23 protein-coding genes are annotated in these 25,371 nt (G+C 67.5%); 12 read left to right on the forward strand and 11 right to left on the reverse strand.

From position 1 onward, the window contains the following. Window positions 1-34: 34 nt before the first annotated feature. Together AMB_RS07190 and AMB_RS07195 are read left to right on the forward strand one after the other, a co-directional pair. Window positions 35-1,201 (forward strand): SGNH/GDSL hydrolase family protein, encoded by a 1,167-nt coding sequence (locus AMB_RS07190; protein WP_011383830.1) that lies wholly within the window; start codon window positions 35-37, stop codon window positions 1,199-1,201. Window positions 1,202-1,414: 213 nt separating this feature from the next. Beyond that, entirely contained in the window at window positions 1,415-3,187 is a 1,773-nt protein-coding gene (locus AMB_RS07195) for an AMP-binding protein (RefSeq protein ID WP_231849019.1), read from the forward strand. A 154-nt stretch (window positions 3,188-3,341) separates the two neighbouring features. Here AMB_RS07195 and AMB_RS07200 read toward each other — a convergent pair whose 3' ends face one another. From AMB_RS07200 to AMB_RS07205, 3 genes are all read right to left on the reverse strand, one after another. Beyond that, window positions 3,342-3,551 carry a (2Fe-2S)-binding protein gene (locus AMB_RS07200; RefSeq protein WP_043743718.1) on the reverse strand — a complete coding sequence of 70 codons (210 nt, stop codon included), beginning with the start codon at window positions 3,549-3,551 and terminating at the stop codon, window positions 3,342-3,344. A 13-nt stretch (window positions 3,552-3,564) separates the two neighbouring features. Then, window positions 3,565-3,693 (reverse strand): hypothetical protein, encoded by a 129-nt coding sequence (locus tag AMB_RS26745; protein WP_269446062.1) that lies wholly within the window; start codon window positions 3,691-3,693, stop codon window positions 3,565-3,567. 102 nt (window positions 3,694-3,795) lie between these two features. After that, on the reverse strand, window positions 3,796-4,977 hold the full coding sequence (locus tag AMB_RS07205) for an ATP-grasp domain-containing protein (RefSeq protein WP_043743720.1): 1,182 nt from the start codon (window positions 4,975-4,977) through the stop codon (window positions 3,796-3,798). Window positions 4,978-5,097: 120 nt separating this feature from the next. On the opposite strand from AMB_RS07205, the gene AMB_RS07210 reads away from it, so the two are divergent. Together AMB_RS07210 and AMB_RS07215 are read left to right on the forward strand one after the other, a co-directional pair. Beyond that, window positions 5,098-6,852, forward strand: coding sequence for an SLC13 family permease (locus AMB_RS07210; RefSeq protein ID WP_011383837.1), 1,755 nt, complete (start codon window positions 5,098-5,100; stop codon window positions 6,850-6,852). 296 nt (window positions 6,853-7,148) lie between these two features. Further along, on the forward strand, window positions 7,149-8,579 hold the full coding sequence (locus AMB_RS07215) for a DEAD/DEAH box helicase (RefSeq protein WP_011383838.1): 1,431 nt from the start codon (window positions 7,149-7,151) through the stop codon (window positions 8,577-8,579). Between the two features lie 56 nt (window positions 8,580-8,635). On the opposite strand, the gene AMB_RS07220 is transcribed toward AMB_RS07215, so the two are convergent. Beyond that, window positions 8,636-9,067 carry an NUDIX hydrolase gene (locus AMB_RS07220; RefSeq protein ID WP_011383839.1) on the reverse strand — a complete coding sequence of 144 codons (432 nt, stop codon included), beginning with the start codon at window positions 9,065-9,067 and terminating at the stop codon, window positions 8,636-8,638. Window positions 9,068-9,211: 144 nt separating this feature from the next. On the opposite strand from AMB_RS07220, the gene AMB_RS07225 reads away from it, so the two are divergent. From AMB_RS07225 to AMB_RS07235, 3 genes are all read left to right on the forward strand, one after another. Further along, a complete protein-coding gene (locus AMB_RS07225; protein ID WP_011383840.1) occupies window positions 9,212-10,705 on the forward strand; it encodes a sensor histidine kinase in 1,494 nt (497 codons plus the stop codon). A gap of 66 nt (window positions 10,706-10,771) precedes the next feature. Then, on the forward strand, window positions 10,772-11,206 hold the full coding sequence (locus AMB_RS07230; RefSeq protein ID WP_043743722.1) for a response regulator: 435 nt from the start codon (window positions 10,772-10,774) through the stop codon (window positions 11,204-11,206). After that, window positions 11,203-13,098, forward strand: a complete 1,896-nt coding sequence (locus AMB_RS07235; RefSeq protein WP_011383842.1) for a response regulator — start codon at window positions 11,203-11,205, stop codon at window positions 13,096-13,098. The genes AMB_RS07230 and AMB_RS07235 overlap by 4 nt, the downstream gene beginning before the upstream one ends. Window positions 13,099-13,177: 79 nt before the next feature. Here AMB_RS07235 and AMB_RS25610 read toward each other — a convergent pair whose 3' ends face one another. Then, window positions 13,178-13,339 (reverse strand): hypothetical protein, encoded by a 162-nt coding sequence (locus AMB_RS25610; protein WP_158303943.1) that lies wholly within the window; start codon window positions 13,337-13,339, stop codon window positions 13,178-13,180. 186 nt (window positions 13,340-13,525) lie between these two features. Here AMB_RS25610 and AMB_RS07240 point away from each other — a divergent pair, with 186 nt between their 5' ends. Both AMB_RS07240 and AMB_RS07245 read left to right on the forward strand, forming a co-directional pair. Next, complete coding sequence (locus AMB_RS07240) at window positions 13,526-15,106, forward strand: PAS domain-containing sensor histidine kinase (protein WP_011383844.1); 1,581 nt, start codon at window positions 13,526-13,528, stop codon at window positions 15,104-15,106. Between the two features lie 83 nt (window positions 15,107-15,189). Continuing rightward, window positions 15,190-16,092 (forward strand): MlaA family lipoprotein, encoded by a 903-nt coding sequence (locus tag AMB_RS07245; RefSeq protein ID WP_011383845.1) that lies wholly within the window; start codon window positions 15,190-15,192, stop codon window positions 16,090-16,092. A gap of 58 nt (window positions 16,093-16,150) precedes the next feature. On the opposite strand, the gene AMB_RS23275 is transcribed toward AMB_RS07245, so the two are convergent. Further along, on the reverse strand, window positions 16,151-17,047 hold the full coding sequence (locus AMB_RS23275) for a class I SAM-dependent methyltransferase (RefSeq protein WP_011383846.1): 897 nt from the start codon (window positions 17,045-17,047) through the stop codon (window positions 16,151-16,153). A 172-nt stretch (window positions 17,048-17,219) separates the two neighbouring features. Between AMB_RS23275 and AMB_RS07255 the strand changes: the two genes are divergently transcribed. Continuing rightward, entirely contained in the window at window positions 17,220-18,182 is a 963-nt protein-coding gene (locus tag AMB_RS07255) for an NAD-dependent epimerase/dehydratase family protein (protein WP_011383847.1), read from the forward strand. After that, window positions 18,179-19,342: a glycosyltransferase family 4 protein gene (locus tag AMB_RS23280; protein ID WP_011383848.1), complete on the forward strand. Its 1,164-nt coding sequence runs from the start codon at window positions 18,179-18,181 to the stop codon at window positions 19,340-19,342. Before AMB_RS07255 ends, AMB_RS23280 begins: the two co-directional genes overlap by 4 nt. Here the strand turns inward: AMB_RS23280 and AMB_RS07265 are convergent. The 5 genes from AMB_RS07265 to AMB_RS07285 are packed head-to-tail and all read right to left on the reverse strand — an operon-like array spanning window position 19,316 to window position 25,034. Continuing rightward, the gene (locus tag AMB_RS07265; RefSeq protein ID WP_011383849.1) at window positions 19,316-20,083 is read right to left on the reverse strand and encodes a WecB/TagA/CpsF family glycosyltransferase; all 768 of its coding nucleotides are present in this window, start codon (window positions 20,081-20,083) and stop codon (window positions 19,316-19,318) included. The two genes, AMB_RS23280 and AMB_RS07265, sit on opposite strands and share 27 nt — an antisense overlap. Further along, window positions 20,080-21,249, reverse strand: a complete 1,170-nt coding sequence (locus tag AMB_RS25615) for a glycosyltransferase family 4 protein (RefSeq protein ID WP_011383850.1) — start codon at window positions 21,247-21,249, stop codon at window positions 20,080-20,082. The genes AMB_RS07265 and AMB_RS25615 overlap by 4 nt, the downstream gene beginning before the upstream one ends. After that, window positions 21,237-21,983 carry a polysaccharide deacetylase family protein gene (locus AMB_RS07275; RefSeq protein ID WP_011383851.1) on the reverse strand — a complete coding sequence of 249 codons (747 nt, stop codon included), beginning with the start codon at window positions 21,981-21,983 and terminating at the stop codon, window positions 21,237-21,239. The genes AMB_RS25615 and AMB_RS07275 overlap by 13 nt, the downstream gene beginning before the upstream one ends. Further along, window positions 21,976-23,967, reverse strand: a complete 1,992-nt coding sequence (locus AMB_RS23285; protein WP_011383852.1) for a glycosyltransferase — start codon at window positions 23,965-23,967, stop codon at window positions 21,976-21,978. The genes AMB_RS07275 and AMB_RS23285 overlap by 8 nt, the downstream gene beginning before the upstream one ends. Beyond that, window positions 23,964-25,034 carry an O-antigen ligase family protein gene (locus AMB_RS07285; protein ID WP_158303944.1) on the reverse strand — a complete coding sequence of 357 codons (1,071 nt, stop codon included), beginning with the start codon at window positions 25,032-25,034 and terminating at the stop codon, window positions 23,964-23,966. Before AMB_RS07285 ends, AMB_RS23285 begins: the two co-directional genes overlap by 4 nt. Before the next feature lie 133 nt (window positions 25,035-25,167). On the opposite strand from AMB_RS07285, the gene AMB_RS25620 reads away from it, so the two are divergent. After that, entirely contained in the window at window positions 25,168-25,335 is a 168-nt protein-coding gene (locus AMB_RS25620; RefSeq protein WP_158303945.1) for a hypothetical protein, read from the forward strand. The last annotated feature ends 36 nt before the right edge of the window (window positions 25,336-25,371 follow it).

Here is a 25,371-nt window from a genome sequence, read left to right on the forward strand (position 1 = left end):
ATCAGGAAGCGCCGCTTTCGAAAGGGCTTTCCCCATGCGTCGCAACCGCACCAATCCGTTTCACCAGCTGTTTACGAGTCTGGGCCTGCTGCTGCTGGCCCTGGCCCTGGGGGTTGGCGGATTGGAGCTGATCTCCGGCTGGGTGGTCAAGCTGATCCGCGACAAACGTCCGGCCTTTTCTGCGGCTTTGTCCGACGACGACCTGCGCAAGCTCTACAATGCCGAGGACGTGGCGCCCTATCGCCAGATCCTCAAGGAGAGCTGGCGCCAGTTCGACACGGTCTACACCCCCTTCGTGGAATACCGCACCCGGGAGACCGAGGGGAAGTATCTGAACGTCACCGAGGACGGTATCCGCGCCAATGGGGCCGGCCGTCCCGATCCGCGGGCCGAGGGCGTCAAGGTCTTCGTGTTCGGCGGCTCGACCACCCTGGGGGCCGGGGTGCCCGACGACGAGACCATTCCTGCCTATCTGGAAAAAGCGCTGGGCGGCGCCGGTCGGGGTGACGCCAAGGTGTTCAATTTCGGCACCGTGTCCTATCACTCGACCCAGGAGCGCATCGCGCTGGAACGCCTGCTGACGGCGGGAATCAAGCCGGATGTGGCGGTGTTCATCGATGGCGACGCCGATTTCTACCACTGCGCCGTTCCCGACAGCAGCGCCTGGAACGAGCGCCTGACCCAGCTGACCCGCGCCCGCGCCCGCCAGCCCATGTGGCGCGAGCTTGCCGCCCGGTCCCATGTGCTGCAGCTGATCGGCCATCTCAGCGGCGACAAGTCGGTGCTGGTGCGCGAATGGGGGCGGTTCTGCGAGAGCGATGCCGAGGTCGATGCGGTGATCCGCCGTCTCGACACCAACCGCCGCATGGTCGACGCCCTGGCCGAGCGGCTGGGGTTCAAGGTGCTGTTCGTGCAGCAGCCGGTGCCGACCTTCGCCTACGACAACCGCAAGCGCCCCTTCCCGGTGAAGGAGGAGCTGATGGGCTATCACATGAACGCGGCGCGCGGCTATCCGCGTCTGGCCGAAATGAAGGCGGCCGGGCAATTGTGGGACAAGGGCGTGCTGTGGCTGGCCGAACTGGAGCCCCAGGACGGCAACGCCTATATCGACGCGGTGCACTATTCGCCCGCCTTCAACAAGGCCATCGGCGAGAGGATCGCCGCCGTGCTGGTCGAGGGCGGTGCCCTGGCCGCCCGATGAGCCGGAGGCCGGCGTCATAACCCTGGGTCGAGTATCGCGCCGCGGCAGTTCCGCAACATAAAATATCTCCATGGCGCATCGGTGCCCTGCAATTCCTTTTGTTGCACGGGGCGGTCCGGGCGGACAGAATGTCGCCCAACACCGGGGGCGGGAGCCTTGGGGCGCGGGATCGTCTCGAGGGGTCGTCGAACAAGATAACGTCTGGGAGGACGCATGGTTTCGGCCAAGCCGGGCAAGACCATTGCAGCAACGGCATCCGCGGGGATGGCCGGAGCATGGGACGACACCGCATTCCATTGGAGCGATGCGCAGACCGAACTGACCGGGGCGCCCGACGGCGGCCTGAACATCGGGCCCGTCTGTGCCGACCGCCAGGTTGGGCTTGGGCGGGGCGAGGCCGTTGCCATCCGCTGGCTTGGCCGCCGGCAGGACCGGCAGGACGTCACCTATGGCCAGCTGGCCGAGCAATCGGGGCGGATCGCCCGCGTGCTGGCCGATTTGGGCCTGCAGCCGGGCGAGACCGTCGCCGTGCTGCTGGGACGGACGCCCGACCTGTACAGCGCCGCGCTGGGAATCTGGAAGGCGGGCGGAATCTATTGCCCGCTGTTCGCGGCGTTCGGACCCGGGCCGATCAAGGCGCGCCTCGACCTGGGCAAGGCCGCCGTGCTGATCACCTCGGACGACCTTTACGCCCGTAAGGTGGTGGCATCGCGCTCCGCCTTGCCTGATCTGCGCCACGTGCTGGTGGTTGGGGGGGAGGAGGGGGCGACGCCCGAGGGCTGCGCCGACCTGCGCTCCCTGGCCTCTGCCGCCCAGCCCATGGAGGCGGTGCCGACCGCTCCCGAGGCGCCGGCCTTCCTGCATTTCACCAGCGGGACCACCGGTACCCCCAAGGGCGTGCTGCATCCCCACCGGGCGGTGCTCGCCCATCTGGTCACCGGGCGCAAGGTGTTCGGCCTGAGCGATTCCGACGTGTTCTGGTGCACCGCCGATCCCGGTTGGGTAACCAGTACCTCCTACGGCATTATCGCGCCGCTGGCCTGCGGCGCCACCCTGATCGCCGACGAGGCCGAACTGGAACCCCGCCGCTGGTACGGCATCCTGCATGACGAGGAAGTGACCGCCTGGTACACCACGCCCACGGCCATCCGCACCATGATGCGCTATGGCGCGGCCCTGGCCCGCTCGTACCGCCAGAACTCGCTGCGGGTGGCGGCTAGCGTGGGCGAGCCCCTTAACGCCGAGGCGGTGATGTGGGGGCAAAAGGCCCTGGGCGTTCCTTTCCTCGACACCTGGTGGCAGACCGAGACCGGCGCCATCACCATCGCCAACGGCCCCGGCACCGACCGCCGTCCGGGCAGCATGGGCCGCCCCCTGCCGGGGGTCGAGGCGCGGATCATGCGCTGCGAGGGGGGAACTCCCAAGGCGGTGGATGGCGTCGACGCGGTGGGAGAGCTGGCCATCCGCACCTGCTGGCCCTCCATGTTCTCCGGCGCCCTGGGCGAGGAGACCCGCTATGGCGACAGCTTCCGCGACGGCTGGTACTTCACCGGCGATCTGGTCAAGCGGGACAAGGATGGCTTCATCTGGTTCGTCGGCCGCGCCGATGACATGATCAAGTGCGGCGGCCTGCAGATCGGTCCCTTCGAGGTGGAGGGCAGCCTGATGGACCATCCGGCGGTGGCCGAGATCGGCGTGGTGGGCAAGCCCGACATGCTGGTGCGCGAAGTGCCGGTGGCCTTCGTCTCGCTCAATCCCGGCTTCGAAGCCGGCGATGCCCTGCGGGCCGAATTGCTGTCCTATGCCCGCCAGGAATTGGGGGCCGGCATGGCGCCGCGTGAAATCCATTTCGTCGAGGAACTGCCCAAGACCAATTCCGGCAAGATCATGCGCCGGGTGCTCAAGGCCAAGGCCATGGGCGAGCCCGATGGTGGGGATATCCTCAATACCCTGCCGCCCTGTCCGGGGCGCTACGACGACGAGTGATCAACGAAAACGGGGCCGAAAGGCCCCGTTTCAGTGTCCGGCCCGAAGGGGCAGACCAAATTTGAGTGGCCAACCGGGGCTTGGCATCCGGCGCCCATTGCGGGCGCGGCCAAGCAAACTGAGGGTTTGTGTCCGCCGAGAGAAAGATACGATGTCAGCCCCGTTTGCCGCAGGGGCATCCGCCCGATCCGCCGCCGCATCCGCCCTTGCTCTCATCCACCAGTTCGCGAACGGTGGACACGCATTTGCCGCAACGGGGCTTGGAGTCGAAGTGGCGGAACACCGCCTGCGGGCTGCCGGCGCCTTCGGTGACCGCGGCGCGGACCTGGCGGTCGGTGAAGCCGTGACAGAGACAAACGTACATCGGTGCCTCCCTTCTACTGTTCGCTGCTGGCGCAGGTGGTGGTGGAGCCGTCCGCCTCGTTCACTTCCCAGGCGATGGCTTGCAACGTGCCGGCGCACAGGCAGAGCAGCAGGGTGAAGACCAGGAGGCGAAGCGAGATCATGTGGTGCTCCATGGCATGATCCATGACGTAATGCACATGATAATGACTCGCATCTCTAATGCCAACAGTTATTTTGGGTGATACGCAATCGCAACAACCCGATCAGGGCTGGCGCGAGATGAGCGCCCGGCTGAGCAGGGCGGGATCGTCCCAGGGGACGTCGCTGAAATGGTGACGAAGATGCGGGCTTAGCGCGTCGCGCCACCATTCATGGGGAAACAGGGCAACCACGTCATGTCCCGGGTCGAGCTGTGGGGAACAGGAGTTTCCGCTCAGGCCGGCATGCAGGGCTTTGGCAAGATCGTGACCGAAGGCCGCCCCCAGATGGCCGGCGATGGTCAGTCGCGGGTTCATCTCCAGGAGGTGGGGCGTTCCGGTGGCGGCCTCGATCATGAAGTCGAAGCCGCCGAAGCCGCTGAATCCGAAATGGGCCACCAGCTTTCTCGCCGTCCCGGCGATTCCCGGATGATCCAGTCGCCGGATCACGCAGCTTGGGCCGCATTCCCCGGCGGTTTCCTCGGTGGAATAGCTGAAGCTGTCGAGCACCACGCCGTCTAGGGCCACCAGGGCGATGGAGGCCGGGCGGCCCCGGATATGCTCCTGCACCATGATGGACCGCTGGCCGACATAGGCGGGCAGGGTCAGGGACCGCAACCGGGCCAGGGCGGCGGCGGCGCTTTCCCCGTCGGTGCAGGCCCGCACGGTCAGCCCGGCCATCCCCACCGACATCTTGAGCAGCAAGGGGTAGCCGTGCCGGGTCGCGAAGTCCTGGAAATCCTCGGCCGGCGCCTGTGGCGGGTGCGCAATGTCCAGACGCGCCGCCTCCTCCAGGGTGCGGGTCTTGTCCGTCACCACCTGGTGGAAGCGCGGATCGCCGCAAGAGCGGCGCACCAGCTGGCGCAACGTCTCGGGAGTTCCGGGACGGTCCATGCCGCGCAGCAGGTGGACGGCGAACTCGTCGCCAGGAATGACCAGATGGGGCTCCCAGGCGGCAACGGCATCGGCCAGTTGCCCCTCGAGATCGGGGCCTTGAATGACATAGCGCTCGCAGACGAATCGGGTCAGCGCCAGCCAACTGCGCGGGGGACAGAACGCCGCCACCTCGAAGCCGGCCGCCACCAGTTGCGACGGCAGGCGCGCGATGCTCCACCAATCCGGTGCGACGGTCATGGCCAGGACCCGGACGCCCCCGCCTCCCGAACTCATTGGGCCGGGAGCGAAGCGGCCCTGCTCGGCCAGCCTGGTCTTGGCGGCATCGGTCCTGTCGGTGTGCTCTGTGGTCATTGCGCTTCAGCCTAACCCACGATCCCGGCCGGGCGAACCCCTTAACCCGTCCTCCAGGACTCTGGCGGACAAGCATGGGCTCGTGTAGCTTCGCCGTTCCTATCGTGTGAAGGGTGACCGATGACCTTCGAACAGGGGCTGGCCTTCACCATCCTGGTCGCCACTATCTTGATGTTCGCTCTCGACAAGCTGCGCTACGACCTCGTGGCGCTGCTGTCGCTGTCGGCGGGCGTTCTGGCCGGGCTGGTGCCGCCGGACAAGGCGTTCCACGGCTTTTCCGACCCGGTGGTGGTGGTGGTGGCCGCCGCCCTGGTGGTCAGCGCAGGCATCGAGCGGTCCGGCATCATCGAACGCCTGATGAAGCCGCTTTCGGCGCTGAAATCCCCCGATGCCCTGATCGGCACCTTGGTGGCGCTGGTGATGGTGCTGTCGGCCTTCATGAAGAATATCGGCGCCCTGGCCATCTTCATTCCCCTGTCCGTCCGGCTGGCGCGGGCGGGGGGCATTCCGGTCTCGCAGATCCTGATGCCGTTGTCGTTCGCCTCGCTGCTGGGCGGCGTGATGACCCTGATCGGCACCTCGCCCAACATCATCGTGTCGAGGGTGCGCCTGGAACTGACCGGCAAGGCCTTCACCATGTTCGACTTCACGCCGGTGGGGGTGGGCATCTGTCTGGCCGGCATCGGCTTTCTGACCTTCGCCTGGCGGGTGCTGCCCCGCGACCGCCAGGGCAGTTCCGGGGACAAGGGCTTCCGCATCGAGGACTATCTGGCCGAGGTGCGCATCGAGGCCCACTCGCCGCTGATCGGCGCCACGGTGGCCGATCTCGAACAACTGTTTTCGGGCGGCGCGGTGACGGTGGCGGCCATCATCCGCGATCAAGGGCACCGCTACGTCCCCGGCGGGCATTGGGAATTCTCGGAAAGCGACGTGCTGGTGCTGGAGGGCGACCCCATGGCCCTGAAGCCGCTGCTGGACCAGGCGGGGCTGGTGCTGATGGGCGGCGGCGGCCTAGGGAGCGAGGACACCACGGTGATGGAGGCGGTGGTGATGCCCAACTCGCCCCTGGTCGGCAGTTCCGCCGTGCGCAGTGCCATGCGGCGGCGCCACGGCATGGCCCTGCTGGCCATCAGCCGGGGCGGGCGGCACATGATCGAGCGGCTGCGCCAGACCGAGTTCATGGCCGGCGACGTGCTGGTGGTGGAGGGCAACGGCGAGGCGCTGCCCGGCACCCTGGCGCAGTTGGGTTGCCTGCCGCTGGGCCAGAAGGCCATGCCGGCCTCGGGCAAGTCGGCCTGGCTGCCGGTGGGGATCGCCTTTGCCGCCATGCTGTCCGTGGCGGTGGGCGTGATGCCGGTGGCGCCGGCCTTCTTCCTGGCGGCGGTGGCCATGGTGCTGCTGGGCTGTCTGCCGCTGCGCGGCGCCTACGAGGCCATTCACTGGCCGATCATCATCCTGCTGGGCGCCCTGATCCCCATCAGCGATTCCATGAAGAGCACCGGAGCCTCGGACCTGCTGGCCGGCTGGCTGGCCCTGGCAGCCTCGCAGGTGCCGGTGCCCATGGCGCTGGGGCTGGTGCTGCTGGCCTCTATGCTGCTGGCGCCCTTTCTGCACCATGCGGCCACCGTGCTGCTGATGGGGCCGGTGGCGGCGGGCATGGCGGTCAAGCTGGGCCTGGCCGTCGATCCCTTCCTGATGGCGGTGGCATTGGGCGCGGCCAGTGACTTCCTCACCCCCATCGGGCACCAGTGCAACACCCTGGTGATGGGTGTCGGCGGCTATCGCTTCGGGGATTACTGGCGCCTGGGATTGCCGCTCAGCGTCATCGTGCTGGTGTCGGGCACCCTGCTGATCCTGACCTTCTGGCCGATTTAACCCCGAGCGCCCGTTCTGGGCGCGAGAGCCGATTTAATTTGACTTGTGCGGTGCAAAAGCGCAGGGTCCGCCGGTCCGGACGATTCGCGTCCGGCTTGCTCGCGGGCAGCGCGCAGATGGCATGGTCCCCCGATGGATCGCCTTTCCGCCCCGAGCCTTCTTTCCCTTGCCCATAGCTTCCTGGCCGCGCGTCCGGGAGGAGCCCGACGAAGACCGCATCCCGCGGCGTTCGTCCCGCCGTCCGTCCCCGCCCCGCGTGGGCCGAGGGATGACGGTTTGTTGATGAAAGAGACCTTATGACCGTTCTGTTTTCCGAACTCGGCCTGGCCGAACCCCTGTTGAAGGCGCTTGAAGCCGAGGGCTACACCACTCCGACCCCGATTCAGGAACAAAGCATTCCCCATCTGCTCCAGGGCAGCGACGTTCTGGGCCTGGCCCAGACCGGCACCGGCAAGACCGCCAGCTTCGCCCTGCCGCTGCTGCAGCGCCTGGACCAGTTCAAGAAGCGCGCCATGCCCAAGAGCTGCCGCATCCTGGTGCTGACCCCCACCCGCGAACTGGCGGTGCAGGTGGGTCAGAGCTTCAAGACCTATGGCTGCCATTACCGGCTGCGCCACGCGCTGGTGTTCGGCGGCGTCGGCATGGTGCCGCAGATCAAGACCATGGCGGGCGGCGTCGATGTGCTGGTCGCCACCCCCGGCCGTCTGCTCGACCTGATCGAGCAGGGCGCCATCCGTCTGGACTCGGTCGAGGCGCTGGTGCTCGACGAGGCCGACCGCATGCTCGACATGGGCTTCATCCAGCCCATCCGCAAGATCGTCGCCCTGGTGCCCAAGCAGCGCCAGACCGTGCTGTTCTCGGCCACCATGCCCGATTCCATCGTCGGCCTGGCCAATTCCGTGCTGCACACTCCCGTCCGCGTCGAGGTGACCCCGGTGTCCTCCACCGTGGACAAGATCGACCAGAAGGTGCTGTTCGTCGACCGCGAGCACAAGCGCACCCTGCTGACCGACATCCTGGCCGGCAAGGACGTGGGGCGCGCCCTGGTCTTCACCCGCACCAAGCACGGCGCCAACCGCGTCGTCGAGCTGCTGGAGAAGGCCGGCATCGATGCCGACGCCATTCACGGCAACAAGTCCCAGGGCGCCCGCCAGAAGGCCCTGGCCGATTTCCGCGACGGCCGCATCAAGGCGCTGGTCGCCACCGACATCGCGGCGCGCGGCATCGACGTGGACGGCATCACCCATGTGATCAATTTCGAGCTGCCCAACGAGCCGGAAAGCTATGTCCACCGCATCGGCCGCACGGCGCGCGCCGGTGCCTCGGGCATCGCCCTGTCCCTGTGCGACGGCGATGAAGTGGCCTATCTCCGCGACATCGAGAAGACCATCCGCCAGGCCATTCCGGTGGATTACGAGCAGCCCTATCACGCCGCCCACATCGCCACCCGTGGCTTGCCCGGCGGCCCCCGCGCCACCAAGCCGCCGCAGCCCCATCGCGGCGGCGGCAAGGGCCACCCTCAGCAGAGCCGCGGCGGCAATCCCCACGGCGAGCACGGCGCCCATCCGGCCAAGGGCCGCGACGGCGCCAAGCACACCCATGCGGGCAAGCCGGCCTCCGGCCGTCCCGCCGCTGCCGGCAAGCCGGCGGGCAAGCCGGGCGGCGCCCGTCCCCAGGGCGGCTTCAAGGGCATGCCCGGCGGCAGCCGCAGCGCCGCTCGGGGGTAGCCCTCTGACTTCTCTTGTTTAGCCTCATGCCCGGCCTTGTGCCGGGCATGTTTGCTTCAGGGGGAGCCCAGCACCATGCGGGCGAGGCGCGGCGCGTTGACGCTGACCGGCACTTCCCCTCCCTCGATCTCCGCCAGGGAGAACCAGCCGACCGCCTCGGCATCGTCGGCGGCGACCGGCTCGCCCACCGGGTCGACGCAGCGCACCACGTTCAGGACGTAATGGTAACGGATTCGGCCCGCTTCATCGGGGCTGATGACCTCGAACACGTCCACCACGCCCCGGGCCCGGGCCGCAAGGCCGGTCTCCTCCGCCAGCTCGCGCAGGGCGGCGGCGGCCAGGGTTTCGCCCACCTCGACCAACCCGCCGGGAAAGCCCCATTTGCCGCGATCGGGCTCCTTGCCCCGTCGGACCATCAGCAGGCGGCCGTCCCGCTCGACCAGGGCCAGGACGCCGGGCAGGGGGTGGTTGGGATACTCTCTGGGCATGGGACCTCGTCACTGTCTGCGCCAAGGACAATACGGCCGGCCGGGGGGGGATGTCACTTCTGGACGGCTTGCCTCCGGTCATCAGGGGTTCTACTATGAACACCTTGTAAATTTATAGTGGTCACCAAGGCCGACGGGGTTTTCATGGGGTTGGCCGTCTTGCGGGCACCGGACGTGACAGCCGGTACGATACCGAAACCGCGCGAGCGCATCGCCGTGCGGCTGGGGCTGATCTTTGCCGCGCTGGCCGCCATCATTGCCGCCATTATGGCCCTTGCCGTCTGGAGCTTGTGGCCCGACGAGGGGGACCGCAGCCTGGGCTGGCTGCTGGCCGGCCTCGTGCCGCTGCTGGTGGGCCTGTCGTTCTGGGCCGGCATGGCCATCGGCGCCGGCGCCGACCGCCGCTTGGCCTGCCCGACCGCCCGGCCATCGGCCGCCGGTGCCGAGCGGTGGAGCGATCCCCTGGGGCTGGACGCCGCCCTGACCGACCTGACCCAACGGTTCGAGCATAGCCTGCACGAGGTGGAGCAGCGGGGCCATGCCCTGGTGGCCAACGCCGAGCGGGTGGCCCAGCTGGGTAGTGCCGAGCGGGACCTGTCCACAGGCACGGGGGTCTGGTCCGAGGAGTTTCATACCATTCTCGGCCTGGTGCCGGGCGCCTGCGTTCCGGCTCACGACGTCTTCCTGGACGTGGTCCATCCCGGCGACCGCGCCGAGGTGGCCGAGATTCTGCGGGTCGTTGCGGCCGAGGGCGGCCGGCGCGAAGCCGACTTCCGCATCATTCGTCCCGATGGCGAGGTGCGGATGCTGCGCGGCTGCGCCGAGGTGAGCTGCGACGCGGCGGGGCGGCCGGTTCGCATGGATTCCACCATCCAGGACATCACCGAGCGCAAGCGTCTGGAAAACGAACTGGACGGCTTGATCCGGGAATTGTGGCGTTCCAACGAGGAGTTGGAGCAGTTCGCCTATGTGGCGTCCCACGATCTGCGCCAGCCGCTTCGGGTGGTGGGCAGCTACGTCTCGCTGCTGGAGGAGGAACTGCTCGACACCCTGGGGGGCGATTCCCTGGAATACATGGGGTTCGTCCGTGACGGCGTGCGGCGCATGGACCGCCTGATCACCGATCTGCTGGCCTATTCCCGGGTGGGGAGGGTCATCGGCGATGCGCCCTTCGCCGCGGCCGAGGCCGTGGAGTCGGCCCTGTCCGACCTTCAGATCGAGATCGAGGATTGCGACGCCACGCTCAGCGTCGCCGCGGCGCTGCCCGTTCTTTACGGCGACAGGGGCGAGATGGAGCGCCTGTTCGTCAATCTCATCGGCAATGCCCTGAAATACCACCGTCCCGGTCAGCCGCCCCATGTGTCGGTGGAGTGCGAGGACCAGGGCGGCGAATGGCTGTTCCGGGTGCGCGACAACGGCATCGGCATTCCGCCCGAGCATGCCGAGCGGGTGTTCGGCATCTTCCAGCGGCTGCACGCCCGCGATGAATACGAGGGAACCGGTGTCGGCCTGGCCATCTGCAAGAAGATCGTCGACCGGCACGGCGGCGCGATCCGGGTCGAGTCCCAGAGCGGGCCTGGAACGGTTCTGGCCTTCACCTGGCCCAAAGGCGCCCACCAGCCTCAGGGCGATGGCTGAGCCTTGCGCCGGGGGGGGATTTGATACAGGCTTTATCCCTGGGCCAAATATGATCAGGGCGGTGGTGTGGCTTCCAAGGACATTCACGACATCCTGCTGGTGGAGGATGACCTGGGCGACGCCGGGCTGGTGCGCATCGCGCTCAGGCGGTCGCGCCATGTCTGCCGCCTTCATCACGTCAAGGACGGCGGCGAAGCCATGGACTTCCTGCGCCGGAGCAGCGCCCATGCCCAGGCGCCCCGTCCCGACCTGATTTTGCTCGATCTCAACCTGCCGGGCCGCAACGGCCACGAAATCCTGGAAGACATCCGCGCCGACGCGGCACTGAGTTCCATTCCCGTGGTGATTCTGTCCACCTCGGGAGCGGACCGCGACATCAAGAAAGCCTACGCCCTAGGCGCTAGCAGCTACGTTTCCAAGCCCATGGATGTGGAGGCCTTTACCGCCGCCATCCATTCCATCGAGGATTTCTGGTTCGGCACGGCGCAACTGCCGCCATGAACGTCCCCCCGATCCGCGTCCTGCTGCTGGAAGACGATCCCGCCGACGCCAAGCTGGTGGGGCAGATGCTGCGCCGGGTCAAGACCACGCCCTTCGAGGTCACCGTGGTCGGGCGGCTGGCCCAGGCGGTGGAGCGCCTGTCCGAAGGCCCCCAGAGCTTCGACGTGGTGCTGGCCGATCTCGGTGTGCCGGATTCGTCGGGCATCGGCACCCTGAATGCCCTGACCCGGGTCGCCCCCCGCCTGCCGGTGGTGGTGCTGACCGGCAATGACGACGACGCCGTCGCCCTGGAGGCCCTGAAGCGGGGCGCCCAGGATTATCTGGTCAAGGGGCTGGGCGATGCCTTCATCCTGTCGCGGGTGGTGCGCTATGCCATCGAGCGCAAGATGGGCGAGGAAGTCCTGCGCGAGGCCCGCGACAGCGCCGAGCAGGCGGCGCGGGCCAAGTCGGTGTTCTTGGCCATGATGGGCCACGAGATCCGCACGCCGCTGAACGGAGTGCTGGGCATGGCGCGCCTGCTGCTGGAGACCGACCTGGACCCGCGCCAGAAGTCCTTTGCCGAGACTCTGGTGTCGTCGGGGGAACTGCTGCTGGGGCTGGTCAACGACATCCTGGATTTCTCGCGCCTGGATGCCGAGGGCATGACCCTGGCCGTCGAGCCATTCGACGTGCTCGATACGGTGGAGGAGGTGCGCCTCGTCCTTGCGTCGCGGGCGGCGGAGAAGGACCTGGCGCTGTCGTGCCGTTTCGGCGCCGGCGTGCGCCGGGTGGTCTCGGGCGACCGGCTGCGTCTGCGGCAAATTCTATTCAATCTGGTGGGCAACGCCATCAAGTTCACCGACCGGGGCGGCGTGGAGATCGGCGTCGAGCCCCTAGCCGTCGAACAGGGGCAGATTTTGCGCTTCTCGGTCAAGGACTCGGGAATCGGTATCGCGCCGGAGATCGGGGCGCAGCTTTTCACCGAATTCTGGCAGGGCGACAGCGGCGCGGCGCGCCGCTTTGATGGGGCCGGACTGGGGCTGGCCATCTGCAAGCGCCTGACCGATCTGATGGGCGGCGTCATCGGTTATGACAGCCTTCCGGACCGGGGCTCCACCTTCCGAGTCGACCTGCCGCTGCCGCCCGCCGAATCGCCCCTGGCCGAACAGAGCGGCGGAAGCGAACGCCCCTGCCGGGTCCTTCTCGTCGACGACAACGAGGTCAACCGCGAGGTGGCCGCCGGCTTGCTGCAACGGCGCGGCCATCATGTGGTGTGCGCCTGCGATGGCCACGAGGGGGTCGAGGCGGCGGCCCGGGGCGGATTCGATCTGGTGTTGCTGGACATGCGCATGCCGGGCATGGACGGCATCGACACGGCGCGGGCCATCCGTGCCCTGCCGGGGGAGGCGGCCAAGGTGCCGCTTTACCTGCTGACCGCCAATCCGGTGAAGGAGGACGAAGCCCGCTGGCGCGAGGCCGGCATCCTCGGCTGCCTCGCCAAGCCCTTTCGCTTCGACCATATCGGCCACCTGTTGTCCGGTTCGGACGCCGCTCCCCGCGCATCGGCCCAGGACACGGACCTGGTGGAGGTTGCGGGTCTGCTGTCGGACATGGGGGATCTGGGCCGTGACCGCATGGTCGGATTGGTGGAACTGTTCCGCACCTCGTCGGCGGCCGACCTGGCCGCGCTGGCCGACCACGCCCAAGCCGGCCGGCTGGCCGAGGCCGGACAGCTTGCCCACCGCATGGCCAGCGCCGCGTCGAGCCTGCACCTTTCCCCCCTGGCCGCCAAATGCCGGGCGGTGGAGGATGCGGCACGCTCGGAAGACCCGGAGACCATGGCCCGGGCCGAGGAACTGGCCGATCTGTGGGCCAGGTCCCTGGCGGCAGTCGGGCGGGTCTTCGACCTCTAGTCAGGTCATTGACATTAGGCCATTAGTATGTAATGATTGCCCGTGAAATTGAGGCCGTGCCTTTGCCGGCCCGCCGGTATCAGACCTTCGCGAAGAAGGCGTATCGCAGACTGTCGCGGATGAAGAAATCGCATCCGCGGCATTCTTTTTTGTCCGGCCGCATGTCGGCGATCGCGCAATTCCTTCCCGTCCAATAGGTGCAATCCCGGCATTCCCGCCGCATGGACTTCTCGCCCGACACTCTTGCCCTCCATGGTCCGTTGGCGGCGGGAGGATAGCGTTTGAGTGCGACGGTTCCATGACGGCTCCATGACCGTTTCGGGTCGGGATATCGGTTCGGTCTCTGTCCGCAGTCCAGAGAGGGGGGCTTGACGTATTCGGCCCGGAGGCCTCCTAATTCGGGCCATCTCGAGCCCGCGAGGCAAATGTGCTGTCATCTCCGGTTAATGCCGATCTGTACAAGACCCTGCTCGCCACCATGGCCGAGGGGGTCGTGGTGCAGGATTTCTGCCGCCGGATCATTTACGCCAATGCCGCCGCCTCCCGCATTCTCGGTCAGAGTTCTTCCGACCTGATCGGCAAGACCTGCAACGTGGAGGATTGGGACGCCACCTATCTGGACGGCACTCCGCTGGGCGGCGATGATCATCCCGCCACGGTGGCGTTGAAAACCCGTCAGCCCGCCGGGCCTCTGGTGATGGGCATCAGCCGCGGCGGTGAACGGGTCTGGCTGCGCCTGCAGGCCCAGCCCATTGCCATGGAGGCCGGTGAACCCGATGCTGCGCTTGTTACCTTTACCGAGATATCTGATCTGATCGATTCCAAGGTGCGTCTGCGCGAGGCGCTGTCTCGGCTGGAGCTGGCCCATGCGGCCAAGCAATCCCTGAACGAGCGGCTGGCTGAGTTTCTGGGACGCCAACTGGATGTGTCGCTGGAGACCCTGGCCGAGAGCGAGCAGCGTTTTCGTTTGGCCATGGAACTGGGAACCTCGGTGGCGTTCACCCTGGACCTGGACCTGCGGTACACCTGGGCCCATTCCTGCCAGGTGGGATTTGGCGATGCCGATCTGATCGGCAAGACCGAATACGACATCTTCACCCGCGAGAGCGCCGACATGCTGTGCGCCATCTATCGCGGCGTGATCGAGACCGGGGTCTCGGTGCGGCGCGACGTGCAGGTGCAAAGCCTGGCCTTCAGCAGGCCGCAATATTTCGATCTCATCGCGCGCCGGCTTTACGACGCGCGGGGCGAGACCGTGGGGCTGATCTGCGCCGCTATCGACATTACTGACCGCAAGCAGACGGAACTGGAATTGCGTCTGGCCAAGGAGATCGCCGAAAAGGCCTCCGCCTCCAAGTCGCGCTTTCTGGCGGCCGCCAGTCATGATCTCAGCCAGCCCATGCAGGCCTTGCAGATGTACTGCGCCATCCTGGCGGAGCGGCAGCCCGAGCCCGGCATCAAGGCCAAGCAATGCGCCAACCAGCTTTCGCGCCAGCTCAAGGCCCTGCTCAGCATGTCGCGTCTGGACGCCGGCGGCATGACGGTGACGCCGGGAAGCATCAATCTGGGGGAACTGCTCGATCTGGTGGCGGCCGCCAGCCGCCCCACGGCGGACGCCAAGGGCCTCCGCTTGCGGGTGGTGAAGACCTCGCTGAGCTGTGTCAGCGACGCCACCTTGCTCGAACGCCTGCTGGGCAATCTGGTGACCAATGCCGTGCGCTACACCGAGACGGGCGGCATCGTGGTGGGGTGCCGCCGCCGCCAGGGTCGAATCCGCATCGAGGTTTGGGATAGCGGAATCGGCATTGCCGAAGAGAATCTTCCGTTTATTTTCGAGGAACTCTACCAGTTGAACAATCCGACCCGGCGTGCCGATGAGGGATTGGGGCTGGGCTTGGCCATAGTCGAACGAATCGCCAGAATCCTGGGGATTTCCGTTACCGTCCGTTCCATTTTCGGGCGGGGCTCTGTCTTCGTGGCGGAATTGCCGATTTCATATGGCGTTTGACCTCGTCGTCGCAGTGGATATTATGCGCGCCGGGAGCGGCCTGATCACCCGGCCGGGGTTCCACGGGTTGGAGGTTTTGCATTATGAGGCGTCGTCTGCTTTCCGTGGCGGCGGCCATGGCCGTTTCGATGGTTTCGGCCTGCGCCACGCTGCCCGAGGATCCCGAGGAACGCGCCGAGGCCGAGGCCGTCAACGATCCGATGGAGCCCACCAACCGCGCCATCTATGACGTCAATGCTTTCCTCGACACCAATGTGGCCGAGCCCGTGGCCGAGACCTATCGCGACGTCATGCCCGACTGGCTGCGCCAGGCCATTCATAATCTCCTGGCCAACATGCAGGAGCCCTATACGGCCGGCAACGATCTGCTCCAGGGCAATCCCGCCGCCGCCGCCGATGCGCTGGGCCGCTTCTTCATCAATTCCACCTTCGGTCTGTTGGGCACCCAGGACGTGGTCGCAGAGAGCGGCGGGGCCAAGCGCCACTCCACCGACCTGGGCATCACCTTCGCCACCTGGGGGATCGATGAAGGTCCCTACGTCATGCTGCCGTTCCTGGGGCCGTCCAACCTGCGCGACGGCGCGGGCCGTGTCGCCGATTATTTCGCCGACCCCATGGGCCGGGTCTTCGCCGCCCAGGGACTGGGTGTGATCAATGACGTCAATACGGGCGTCGACATTGTCGATACGCGCACCGAGCACCTGGATACCCTGAAGGAAATCCGGCGCACGTCCATTGACGAGTACGCCGCCATCCGCAGTCTCTACCGCCAGTTCCGCGCCGCCGCCGTCAAGGCTTCGCTGAACGGCCAGAAAGATGCCCGGGCGGCGCTGCCGAGCCAGACGGGAGCAACTCCGGTCGGTGCTTCGGTCCCGGCGCCCTCCAGCGCCGCCCCGGCCAAGGCCGCCGAGGGCGAGGGCGGCGCGGCGCCCAAGGCTGATACGCTTAAGCCCAGCGCCGTGGAATTCGTCGAACAGCCGAAATAGGGCGGCGTTCCGTCGTGCGGCAGGTCAAGGGGGCGTCCGCGAGGGCCGCCCCCTTTCTTCATGGGAGCTCGGTCCGCATGGCGTCTCGCTGGTCCTGCCGCCCTGCCGGGAAAATGAAGCTCATGCGGCTGGGGGGCTTCCAGTGCCCGGGGGCGCTGTCCTTGTGTCCCAGGAATCCGCGCGACCGGCGGCGCGCCAGATCCATGAAGTCGGGACGCAGCCAGGACGAGATCACTACCGTGTCGTCGGCCAACATGGCGTCGAGCGCCGCGGTGAAGGCCGCCAGATGGGTCGGCTCGATCCCCGTGTCGTGGATGATCAGGCTGCCGTCGCCGGGCAGGCCGCGCAGGATGGCGGCGGCATCGCCGCACTGGATGCGGCCCCGGCGGGCGGGATAGGCGGTGTAGAGGAAGGCGTCGGCTTCCGGCTTGCGGTCGATGCCCAGATACTCGCCGGGAGAGCCCTCGGCGGCATTGCGCTCCAGAGCCCGCAGGATCAGGACGGCACCGAAGCCCCGGTCCACTCCCGCCTCGATCACCCGCTTGGGCCGGAGGGCGCGGGTCAGCAGGTAATAGGCCAGGCGGCGCCCCAGGCGATAATCGGGGTCATGGGACCAGCGCTCGGGCGAGGACTCGACGGCGCGGCGCACATGCCGGGCGAGGTCGTCGTCGGCCAGGATCTCGTCGCGCCAGCCCATGATCCGTTCGATCGGAATCCGGGTCACGGCGGCGATGGTCCAGCACAATTCATCCTGGTTCAGCCGCGTCGTATGGTACGAGCGCGACGCGATATCACGCGAGCGAAAGGTCCAGACCAGCGCCGCCCACAGGGCGTGCAGCCCCCGCGACCGCCAAGCCGCCATGCACAGACGGGGGACGAGCAGCCCAATCCGTCCGGCCCGGGTCGACAGCAGAAACCGCCGCACCGGGGGTGGCCAGGAATCGTGACCAGCCATGGGGTCCTGTCCTTTCTTCCGCGCGGGCCTTTGAAGGCTGGTCCGCATCGACTGCAACGGGTCCTAAAAGTCATTTGAACCCCGTTGGGATTGTGTTTATCAATAGCCGCCCCGCCGGTCGAGGACTTCGCACAAGACGGTACTGGCCGGGCGCGGCGCTGGAGGTTGGGCCATGGTGCGGCACTATCTGGTCACGGGAGGCTGCGGCTTCCTGGGTTCCCGTCTGGTGAGCGCCTTGCTGGCCGCCGGCCACGGAGTTACCGTGCTCGACATCCTCGCCCGGGAAAAGGCGAGCGCCGTTCCAGCCGATGTCCGCCTGCTGGCGGGTGATGTCGCCCAGCCCGAGATTGTGGCGCGGGCCATGGACGGGGTCGACGGCTGTTTTCACCTGGCTGCCGTGGCGTCGGTGGAGCAATGCAATCGGCGATGGGCTGAAACCCATCGGATCAATCAGGGTGGTTGCGTCAACGTCCTGGACGCGGCCAGGCTGGCCGGCAGAGAACGGCCGATTCCGGTGGTCCTGGCCTCGTCGGCCGCGGTCTATGGGGCAAGTGGCGCCATCCCCCTGGATGAGGCGGCGCCGGCCTGGCCCGTTTCTCCCTATGGTGCCGATAAGCTGGGCGGCGAACTGCACGCACGGGTCTCGGCCAGCACCTTTGGCGGCCGGGTCACGGCGTTGCGTATCTTCAATGCCTTTGGCCCGGGACAAGTTCCCGATTCGCCATATAGCGGCGTGATCTCGATTTTCATCGACCGCGCCATGAAGGGTGAGGATCTGGTGATTTTCGGCGACGGGGCACAGATTCGCGATTTCGTTTTCGTGGACGACGTGGTACGCGGCTTCCGCCGGGCCATGGGGGTACTGGAATCCTCGTCGGAGCCCAGGGCCGCCATTTACAATGTGTGCGGCGGAATGGGCGTGGAGATCGGGCATCTGGCCCGGACCGTCATCGACCTTTGCCAGTCCCCGTCGCGGGTGGTGCATGCTCCCGCGCGGACCGGCGATATCCGCCTCTCGGTGGGAAATCCCGCCGCCGCGCACGCCGAATTGGGCTTCGTGCCGTCGTCCCGGCTCGAAGACGGGCTGGCCGCCACCATCGCCTGGGCCAAGGGCCTGGCGGAGGCCGGCCGGTGATCGTCGGACTGGCCGGACCGTGCAATCCCCGGGCTCTGGCCCATCACCTCCATCCCGAAGATGCGGCGCGGTCGTGGCCTTGCGGCAACGGCCTGCCGGTGGAAGGGCTGGCCGACGCCCTGATCCGCCACGGACACCGGGTGGTGATCTATACCCTGGACGAGCAATGCCGCGAGCCCCTGCGCCTGTCCGGCCCGTCCCTGGCCATTCATATCGGCCCCTACCGGCCACGGCACCGGATGCGGGACGGCTTTGCCGCCGAGCGCCGGGCGCTGGTCGCCATGATGCGGGCCGAGCCGCCCGAAATCCTCAATGCCCATTGGAGCTATGAGCATGCCCTGGCGGCGATGGAGGCCGATGTGGCCCCGGTGGTGGTGACCATTCACGACTGGGCTCCCGCCGTTCTGCGCTCGCAGTTCACGCCCTACCGGATGGGACGGCTGGTCATGCATGCCGTGGCCATGGCGAAATGCTCGCGTCTGGTGGCGGTATCGCCCTACGTGGCGGCCAAGACCAAGGCCTGGTTCCGCCGGTCATGCCAGGTCATCGCCAACGGCATCGTGACCGAGGCCACGGCCCCGCGGCCCCGGAGTTTTCCTCCGGGGCCGCCGGTCCTGGTCGCCGCCAATCAGGGGTTCAGCCGCTTCAAGAACATCTCCCGGCTGCTGCAGGACTTTCCGCTGGTGCGCGAGGTCTTCCCCGAGGCCCGCCTCAGGCTTTTGGGCTACGGCTTCGAGCCCGGCGGAGCGGCGGAGCAATGGGCCGCCGCCCGGGAGCTGTGCGACGGAATCGACTTCGTCGGCCAGATCCCCGCGCCGGAGGTGCTGAAGGAATTCGCCGCCGCCCATATGATGGTTCATCCCTCGCTGGTCGAGGCCTGCCCCATGGTCATGATCGAGGCCATGGGCCAGGGCACGCCGGTGGTGGGCGCGGCGGAGGCTTCCGCATCGGCCTGGATGCTGGGGCAGGGCGCCAACGGCGTGCTGGCCCAGGCGCGCCGGCCGGGCTCCATAGCCCAGGCCTGCATTGCTCTGCTGTCCGACCCGAAAACCTGGGAGCGGACGGGTCGGGCCGGGTGGGACGCGGTCCGCACCCGCTTCACCATGGACCGGGTGGTCGAGGAGTATCTGGCCCTATACCGGTCGGTTCTGGCGTCTTGACCACAGCTCCCTGGCGGCGAGCCACAGGAAGACGGGAATAACCCGCCCGTAGCGGCTGGTCAGGCGTCGCGGCTCGGACAGCCAGCGAAAGGCCCATTCCAGGCCGCTTCGGCGGACAAAGGCCGGTGCCTGGGGCTTGGTCCCCGACAGGAAATCGAAGGCCGCTCCCACGCCGAACAGCAGGATGCCGGGCAGGCGGGCGGTGACGTCCGCCATCCATTTCTCCTGGCGGGGCGCCCCCAGTCCTACCCAGACCACATCCGCCCCGGCGTTGCGAATGGCATGGAGATGGGCCTCGGTCTCCTCCGGACTGGAAGGGCCGAAGGGCGGCGACAGGCAGCCCGCGATGGTGGCCCCCGGATAGTCCGCCCTGATGCGCCGTTCCAGGTCCCGTAGCACCTGTGGGGTGGAGCCGAACAGGAAGTGGCGGCAACGCCCATCCCCTGTGGCCGCCAGCAGGCTCCGCATGAAGTCCGGGCCATAGACTCTCTCGGATTTCAGGCCCAACCATCGCCCCAGCCAGACCAGGGGCATGCCGTCGGGCAGGGCCAGGGCGGCGCCGGCCAGAGCCCGGGCCAGGACGGCGTCTTGCTGGGCGTCGACCACGCCATGGGCACCCAGGTGGCAGATATAGCCGCCGCTTCTCTCCGTGATCCGGTTCAGGGTCCAGTCCAGGGTCCCGGCGAAGCTGGGCGAATCGACGCGGACTCCCGCGATCAGGATGCTGGGGATGTGGGTCATGGCGGCGAGGCCCGCAGGCGGGCGTAATGGCCGAGCAGAAGGTCGGTGACCACCTGGGGGCTGTAACGGCAGGCATAGACCTGGCGGGCGTTTTGGCCCATGGCGGCCAGAAGCGCGGGGCTGTCGAGAAGGGTGCGTGCCGCATCGCGCCAGGCGTCGACATCTCCGGGCGTGACGCGCTTTCCGGTGACGTCCTCTTCGACCAGGGATTCGAGCGCCCCAAGATCCGAGGCCAGGATCGGGAGGCCATGGGCTGCCGCCTCGGCCACCACCAGCGGCCATTGCTCGTAGCAACGTGACGGGAGGCACAGCAAGGCGGCCTCGGACAGGATGGAGGAAACCCGGGCCGGGTCCTGCCAGCCGGCGAAATCCACCTCGGAGGAGGCCTCGGCCCGCAACGCGGCTGCCAGAGGACCATCACCCACGATGGTCAGCCGGTGCCCCATGTCCCGCCAGGCCCGGATCAGGTCGGCGATACCTTTCTCCGGGCTGAGGCGGCCGAGGAAGACGGCTCCGCGGCGGGGGCGCCGCCAGGACGCGGCTTCCGCGCCGGGATCGCAAACGGTATTGGGCTTGAGCGCGATACGTTCGGCCGGAAGACCGGCGGCGACGAAGCGCCGGCGCGCGAAGTCCGACCCGACCAGAAACAGGTCCACGTTCCGGCGCCAGGTGCCCGCCAAATGGTGCCAGCAATTCATCGCCGCCACCGCGGCGCTGGCCTTGGTGTCGTCGCGGTAACAGCGCCGCAGCACGCCACGCCACGCTAGGGGACTGCCCAGGCAATCCTCGCAAGGCTGGCCATCGCGCAGGAACAGGCCGTTCAGGCACATGAGCCGGAAATTGTGCAGGGTCTGGACCACCGGCACCCCCTCGGCCCGGATGGCGCCGTGAATGGCGGGGGAAAACAGGGGGAACCAGTTGTGGATATGGACGATGTCGGGGCGGAACTCCTGGACCTTCCGCCGGACCCGGCCGCGTCCGTCCGTGGACCAGACGGCATTGGCGGCCAGGGCCAGTCCTCCCCGTGTCTCATCGATGTGGTCATTATCGGCCACCAGCCGTTCCACCACGCAGCCACGTTCTTCCAGCAGGGCGGATTCCGTGTCGAACACCGCGTCCTCGCCGCCGCGTTGGCGATAGCGTTCGTGGATTATCAGGATGCGCACGGGCCACCCTTCGCGAAAGCGGTGGCGTTGTCCACCCGGCGGGTGGCGGGAATGGCCCTGGCGGCACGGGCGAGAAAGCGGTCCAGCACCGGCCACAGCCCGCCTTGCTCCATTTCCCAGGAATGTCCCCAGAGGTGCAACGTGCCACCGGTGCGCAAGGCCTCGTCCAGCAGCCAGTCCAGCCGCGCCTCCAGGCCGGGGCGGGCCAGACAGCCCAGACACAGTCCTAGCCGCTGGCCCCCCAGCCCCCGGCGACCCCAGTTGCTCATCAAGGCGGCGGCGCCGTGGGGGTAGACCTGCAGGGTGGTGGGGCGGGCGAAGGAGTCGTGACCCTCGTCGAGGCGGAACATTTCCACCGTGCGCGCGTGGGTCAGGCCCAGTCGGGCCGCGTGGGGCCGCAGGCGGGCCATTCCCCGTCCGCCGGGGGGGCAGAACCCGCTCACCGGCTGGCCCAGGCGCTGCTCCAGCTCCTCCTTGCCCCGCGTCACCTGATCCAGCATCTCCGCCAGATCCAGGCGGTCGAGCCGCAGATGGTCGTGGGTGTGGCTGCCGATCTCGAACCCCGCCGCCGCCAATTGTCGCACTTGGGCGGCGTCGAGGGTCGGGCGTCCCTCGCTGTTGGCGATGGGCACGTAGAAGGTGCCGGCGATGCCGTGGCGGATCAGCATCTCCGCCAGGATCAGGTCCAGGGGGTGGCCGTCGTCCCATGAGGTGGTGAGTGAGGCCTCAGTCACGGGCCGCCCTTGCCACCAGCGCTTCCAGGCGCTGGGCGTAAAGGTCCATGCTCAGGCCGTCGGCGGTTCTTTCGGCGCCGGCGCGCAGGGCGTCGGCCAGACCGGGCTCGGTCAGCAGCCGGCGCATCTGTTCAGCCAGGGAGCGGGCGGTCAGCGCCTCGGCCCGCAAGCCATTCTCGCCGTGGCGGAGGTACTCGACCTCGACCCTGTGGCGGCTGCCGGGGCCGATGACGACCGGGATTCCATGGGCAAAGGCATGCACCACCGCGAGGCCCGCCGCATCGGGCATGATGGCGGCCTGGGCCTGGGCGAACAGGCGGGCGAGATCCGCCGGGTCCCTGCACTCGCCCAGGACCCGCACCGGGCTACCTTCGCGGGCAAGGCGTTCCAGTTCCGCCCGATCGCTCCCCTCTCCCACCACCAGCAGCAAGGCCGGATGGCCCATGCCATTGAGGGTCGCCACCGCTTCGGCGGCCAGGGGCGCCATCTTGTCGCGATAAAGGCGTCCGATGAACAGAAAGACGGCCGGTCCTCCCTCGGCCGGCGCGGGCCGTGTCCCTTGGACGGAAGCGGCCTGGGTGCGGATGGCTTCCACGTCGAGGGTATTGCCCAGCACCTCGATACGGTGGAGCGGAATGCCGATGGCCCGGCATTGCCGCTCGCCCGATGAGGTGTAGGCGGCCAGGTAATCGGCCCCCCTGATCCAGGCGCGGCGCAGGCGGGCGATCAGGTTTTCCGGCTTGGCGTCCAGGTTGAAATGGCCGGTCAGGATGATCCTGGGGCGGCCGAGCAGCCTGGACGCCAGCCAGATCAGCCAGTTGGACGCGGTGTAGACGTGTTCGGCCATCAAGACGACGTCGTAGCCACCGAACAGGACTTTCCAGACACCGTTACACCAGAGGATGCGGTCCCCCCCCCGGGGCCAATAGAAATTCCGGGACCGGTGGTGGCGGATGGCGGGTGGCGGGTCGCAATCGGGCTCTCCCTCGGGGTGGGACGTGCCGTGAAAGACCTCGACGTCGATCTGCCCGCTATCCCTCAGCCGGGTCAGCAGGGGCAGGCGGTACCAGGGCAGGACCGGCTCGATCATGGCCAGCCGCGGCCGTTCCCGTCGCCTTGCCCGGGGGCGGAAGCCCGCCCATAGGCAGCGGCCGACATGGGTCGCCCACCAGAACGGCCAGGCCCAGCCGCCATGGCGGCGGTAGAAGGTCGCGGTCTGGCGTCTGGCCGGACCCAAGGGACCGGACAGGGACGCAAGGCGCTCGCCAAGGGGCCGCCCTGGGGTTTCCCAGGGAGAGCCGCCATGGTTGGCCTTGCAGCGGCCCGCCGGCCGGGGGGCGACCAGCATGGGAATGCCGGCCCGTCCGGCCCGCAGCCCGTAATCGATGTCGCCCAGGGGCTGTCCGCCGGCGAAAGCGTCATCGATGGGGCCCAGAACGCCGAAGGCCGAGCGCGGAACCAGCAGGCAATTGCCGTTGAAGCTGTCGCAGGGTGTGGCGGCCTGACCCGAGGCGAAGACCCGGGCGAAGCGAAAGGGGTGGAGACCCGGGCGCCGGACATGCCCGCCATAGGTGGGACAACCGGATTCCGGATCGACCATGGCGCCGACCACGATGGGGGGGCGGCGTCCGGCCGCTATCTCGCCGTCGTGGACCGCCAGCAGGTCCGCGATGGCGTTCTCGGCCAGGACCACATCGTCGTTCAGCCAGAGGTGGGCGTCGGCGGCGTCTGCCATGGCCGCCTTCTGCGCCAGGGCCATGGCGCCGTTCCAGTAAAGGCTGCCGTCGCCGCGGAGCAGGCGGACGGAAGGGAACCGCTCGGCGACAGTCTCGAAGGTGCCGTCGGAACTGCCGTCATCGACCAGGATCACGTCGAGGGACAGATCCGGCGGCAGGGCCTGGCGGAACAGGGTCTCCAGGGCGGCCCGGGTGACGGTCCGCCGGTTATGGCAGGCAAGGAGGGCGACAAGGCACCGACCGATCATGGCGGCGCCGGTTGGGAAACGCCTTCCGGAATCGGGCGGCGGCGGGGTATGGCGGGAAGAGCCAGAATCAGCCCAAGAATCAGCGCCGTGTCGTATTGGGGCGAATAACTGGCGCTGTACACCACCACGCCGATCACCATCCCCGGCAGCGCCAGCATTTCATTGGCCCCCCCGTGGAGCGCCTGGGACAGCGCCCGTCTGAATACGGACAGGATGGATAGAACGAACAGGCCGCATCCCAACAGCCCTGAGGTCAGGAACAACTCGACATAGTAATTGTGGGGCGAGGCCGTCACATATAACTGAGCGATGTTTCGCTCGTATCCGATGCCGAACCCGGCTCCGAACAAGATGGACAGCGGGCCGTCGGAAATGGCCCGCTCCACCAGGATACGCCAGCCCTGGATGCGCCAGTCCAGCGTGTTGTTGTCCAGGTCGACGGCTTCATTGACTGCCGTGCGCAGGGACGCCGAGAGGATATCCATATCCAGGCCGACCAGCAGCAGCCATACCAGGGCCAGGGCGACCAGCAGGAACTGGACGACGACGAACGCCCTCACGGCGCCACGTCCCGAGGCCGCCAGCGTGACCAGCACGCTGACCGCCAGCATGACCCAGACCGAGCGGTGGAACAAGAAGATGGAGACCGCCAGCAAGGGAAGAGTAGCCAGGCGCAACCACAGGCTTGAACCCACCTGAAGCCAGGATGGCAGGCTGAGCAAGGCGGCGAGGGCGATAAATTGGGCGGCCTGGGCGGGCAGCACGCGGCTGCGCTCGTAGGCCTGGCTGGACAAGGCCATATGGCCGGGGTCCTGCGGTCGCCATTCGGGCACCAGCCAGGCCGCAATGGCGAAAAGCACCACTGCCAGTCCGGCCAGGATAACCAGATTCAGGGTCCAGATCGTATCGTTCCTGTCGTGCTGGAACAGCGCGAAGTAGCTGACCCCGACGGTCAGATACAGGGAAGCCCGGTACGAGGCCACCGCCGTCTGCAGCCCGTAGGACAGGGCTCCGTGGAGAAAGGCCAGTCCCAGATATGTGGTTAGCAGCACCCACAGCAACGTCAAGCCATCTATTCGACGCAGGGAAATTAGACGGATGAGCGTGGCGATTGTCAGTGAAATAAAGAAAATATCTGTGCCATGGATTGTAGTTCCAGGCTCGATTGGAATGTGAATGGGTGAGACGAGGTGAAGATCTGTGATCGATATCGCCAGGATGAATACAGCCGTCAACCGCCGTGAGAACAGCGATGTGGCGAAGAATAAAGCCGCCGCCAGTATAATGGCTATGGCAACAACCTCGTCCATTCAAAACCTTTTCCATCTGCGCCCAATGGTATATAACGGCACCGCCGCTGCGGTCTAGAGCTTTCGCACCGGGCTGGGCGGGGCAGAGCCGAAA

Source organism: Paramagnetospirillum magneticum AMB-1 (assembly GCF_000009985.1).
Lineage (GTDB): Bacteria > Pseudomonadota > Alphaproteobacteria > Rhodospirillales > Magnetospirillaceae > Phaeospirillum > Phaeospirillum magneticum.